At 42.9% G+C, this 3,515-nt stretch carries 5 protein-coding genes; all 5 read left to right on the top strand.

All coding sequences use genetic code 11. The annotated features are described in order from the left end of the window. The first annotated feature begins 189 nt into the window (after positions 1 to 189). The 5 genes from ACEYJ7_RS06550 (at position 190) to ACEYJ7_RS06530 (ending at position 3,491) form a co-directional block, all read left to right on the top strand. On the top strand, positions 190 to 777 hold the full coding sequence (locus ACEYJ7_RS06550; protein ID WP_373778275.1) for an NAD(P)H-dependent oxidoreductase: 588 nt from the start codon (positions 190 to 192) through the stop codon (positions 775 to 777). 10 nt (positions 778 to 787) lie between these two features. Beyond that, complete coding sequence (locus tag ACEYJ7_RS06545; RefSeq protein WP_373778274.1) at positions 788 to 1,156, top strand: DUF2255 family protein; 369 nt, start codon at positions 788 to 790, stop codon at positions 1,154 to 1,156. A gap of 175 nt (positions 1,157 to 1,331) precedes the next feature. Further along, on the top strand, positions 1,332 to 2,420 hold the full coding sequence (locus ACEYJ7_RS06540; RefSeq protein WP_373778273.1) for an alpha/beta hydrolase: 1,089 nt from the start codon (positions 1,332 to 1,334) through the stop codon (positions 2,418 to 2,420). Between the two features lie 68 nt (positions 2,421 to 2,488). After that, positions 2,489 to 3,040 (top strand): DapH/DapD/GlmU-related protein, encoded by a 552-nt coding sequence (locus tag ACEYJ7_RS06535; RefSeq protein WP_373778272.1) that lies wholly within the window; start codon positions 2,489 to 2,491, stop codon positions 3,038 to 3,040. Between the two features lie 112 nt (positions 3,041 to 3,152). Continuing rightward, a complete protein-coding gene (locus ACEYJ7_RS06530; protein WP_373778271.1) occupies positions 3,153 to 3,491 on the top strand; it encodes a cyclophilin-like fold protein in 339 nt (112 codons plus the stop codon). Positions 3,492 to 3,515 lie beyond the last annotated feature (24 nt).

The following is a 3,515-nucleotide window of genomic DNA, read 5'->3' as shown; positions in this document are numbered from 1 at the left end:
GAAACCGCTAACTGCATTGCTGTTTCCCGAAAATTTAGCGTTTCGCTGGCGAGGCAAAAATATTTAATCGCATCGAGTTTGTTCATTTAATTATTCTCTTTTTGACAATAGACAATTCTATTTTTATTGATTGTAGTGCAAATCAACTGTCCATTACAATGCCCTTATAAAAAACAGCAGGAGAAGAAAATGAACCGCCGAACTTTATTAAAAGCGGGAGCCGTTTTAGCGTCTGCCAGTGCGATACCGATTACACTAAAAGCACAAACACTCAGTAATAAAACGCTCGTTATCGTGTCGCACCCATACCCCGAACGCTCAACCTTTATCAAAGGTTTGCAGCAGGCAGTGCAAAGTGTGCAAGGGATTACCGTACGTAATTTGGAAAGCCTTTACGGTTTTGATACCCGAGCGATTAACGCTGATGAAGAATATCGGCTAATGCAGGCTCACGACCGTGTCGTGTTCATTTTCCCAACCCATTGGTTCAACATTACACCAATGCTGAAAGCCTATCTGAACGATGTTTTGGGCAGTGTTGGGCAAGACTTATGGAAAGGAAAAGAAATGCTTGTGGTATCCACCGCTGCAGGCGGCAGAGAAACTTACGGCAAAAATGGACGTGTTGGTGTCGAGCTTGCCGATGTCTTTTTGCCGATGAAAGCAATCGCCTTACATTGCGGAATGACTTATCTGCCACCACTGGTATTCCAAAATATCAGCCGTAGCGAATTGCCAAATTATCAACAACAACTTATCAAACGACTAAGCGAATAAGGAGTAAAAAATGTGGAATTCAGAAACCTTACAGCAAATCAACCAAGCCGATGATTTAAAAATCGCCCCATTTCATCCTGATATGCAAACTACAGGTACGCCAACGTGGATTTGGGAAGTCGTGGTGGATAACCGCTTATTTGTACGCGCTTATTTCGGCACGGTTTCGCGCTGGTATCAAGCCACGCTGAACCAAAAAGCAGGCAAAATTCACGCCATTGGTAAGGTATTTGATGTGCAATTTGAGCCGATTAAAGATGAAGCGCTTAATCAAAAAATTGATGAAGCTTATCGTGCTAAATATCGTTCAAGCCCACATATGAACCATATGATTGCAAGCACAAGCCGAGCCGCAACAATGGAGATTTTGCTGAAATAACCGCAAGCGGTCGGATTTAAGGCAAACTTTGTAAGTTGCAAAATCTTGTCAAAATCCTACCGCACTTTTTCCCCTATTATTTGTATATTGGCAATAGACTATTCTATTTTTATTGATTGTTACACCACAATCTTAGCTCTAAAATGCACTCATTCAACACATTTAGGCGCAAAAAATGAAACTCAAAAAACTTACTACCGCATTATTTTTAAGTTCAACCTTATTTTCAGGAGCAGTGATGGCAGAAATGACTTCAGCGACAGCGATAGACGTCCCTGCGCAACATATTCAATTAACCCAAGAATGGGACAAAATTTTTCCGAAAAGCGATAAAGTGGAACACCGCAAAGTCACCTTCAAAAATCGCTACGGCATTACTTTAGCGGCAGATTTGTATATGCCGAAAAATGCCAAAGGCAAATTACCGGCCATTGCAGTAGGCGGTCCGTTTGGTGCGGTTAAAGAACAAACTTCAGGCTTATATGCACAAACTTTGGCGGAACGCGGTTTTGTTACGCTGGCGTTTGACGGTTCGTTTACGGGCGAAAGTTCGGGCTTGCCACGCAATATGCCGTCTCCTGAAATTAACACTGAAGATTTTTCGGCAGCAGTGGATTTTCTCGGTTCGTTAGACAATGTGAATCGTGAAGAAATTGGTATTCTCGGCATTTGCGGCTGGGGAGGATTTGCCTTAAATGCGGCGATTAGCGACACACGTATTAAAGCCGTTGCGGTCAGCACAATGTACGATATGACACGTGTTACCGCCAAAGGCTATAACGACAGCATTGATGCTGATGCTCGCTATAAAATGAAACAAGACGTGAATAACGCACGCTGGCAAGCGGTTAAAAACGATTATGCGGATTTATTGCCGGCAAATAATTTACGCCGTGAACAATTCACCGCCGATACACCGCAATTTGTCAAAGAGTATTCGGACTTCTACACCACCAAACGCGGTTTCCACCCTCGTGCGGTAAATTCTAGCCCTGAAGGCTCTTGGGCAACTACTGGCACATTGGCGTTAATCAATATGCCGATTTTGCAATACGCCGCCGAAATGAAAACGCCTGCGCTCGTGGTTCACGGCGAAAAAGCTCATTCACGTTATTTCTCGGAAGATGCATTTAAAGCCTTAGGTAGCAAAGATAAAGAATTGTACATCGTACCAAACGCCTCGCACGTGGATTTATACGACAACCAAGCCAACAAAATTCCGTTTGATAAATTTGAACAGTTTTTTAAGGCGAAGTTGAGATAATCAATGCGTAGCGGTAGGATTTAAGACAAAACCCTACCGCTAACCCAAAGGATAAATAGGAGTGAAAAATGACCAACCCATTTCCCCTTAACCAACCGATTTTGGCAGGCAGTCCGATTTTTGAAGAAATTCATCGTATCGTTGAGCAAAATGCGCCAAAACTGGCAGCACTCAACAGCGGTTATCATTCCCCCGAAGAAGTGCGGTCGGTTTTTAGCGAAATATCAGGACAAAAAATTGATGAAAGTGTCGTGATTAGTCTACCTGTGTATTCGGATTTTGGTAGCCATATTCGCTTTGGCAAAGAGATATTTATTAACAGCAATGTGATGTTTACCGATTTAGGCGGTATTACCATTGAAGATAAGGTGCTAATCGGTCCGAAAGCCAGCATTTTAACGGTCAATCACCCGACTAATCCCACACAACGCCGTGGCTTAATTCTCAAACCTGTCCACTTAAAGAAAAACTGCTGGATTGGCGCAAACGCTACGATTTTACCGGGGGTAACCGTTGGCGAAAATGCCATTGTTGCCGCCGGTGCGGTGGTCAGCAAAGATGTTCCCGATAATGCGATTGTGGCGGGCGTTCCTGCCAAAGTGGTTCAAATGATTGATTAACGTCTTAAGGTAACAACCAATGCGAAAAACAGGACTACTCAGCTTATTGCTTTCACTCTTTATAATCCCAAACACCAAAGCAGAAAATACCGTTAAATATCAAGGAAATACAATGAATATTACCATTGGGCAATCTACATTCAGTGCAGAATTAGCCGACACACCAGCAGCAAAAGAATTGACCTCACTTTTGCCCTTAACCTTCACAATGCAAGATCATCAACGCAATGAAAAATTTGCCGAATTGCCAAAAGCCTTAAGCCGCAACGACCAAGCACTCGGTCGAATTGAAGCTGGCGATATTATGCTTTGGGGCGGCGATACCTTAGTGGTATTTTACGAAAGTTTCCATTCGTCCTATCGTTATACCCGTTTAGGCAAAATTCAAAACGCGGACAAACTAAAAAATGCGGTGGGAACAGGAAAGGTAAAAATGACTTTTGCACCTTGATCTTTGAACATTAACGTGAAAAGT

The organism is Glaesserella sp., from assembly GCF_041814905.1.
In the GTDB taxonomy this organism is placed as follows: domain Bacteria; phylum Pseudomonadota; class Gammaproteobacteria; order Enterobacterales; family Pasteurellaceae; genus Glaesserella.
The sequence above is the reverse complement of the archived record's forward strand: the minus strand, read 5'-3'. Positions and strand labels throughout refer to the sequence as shown.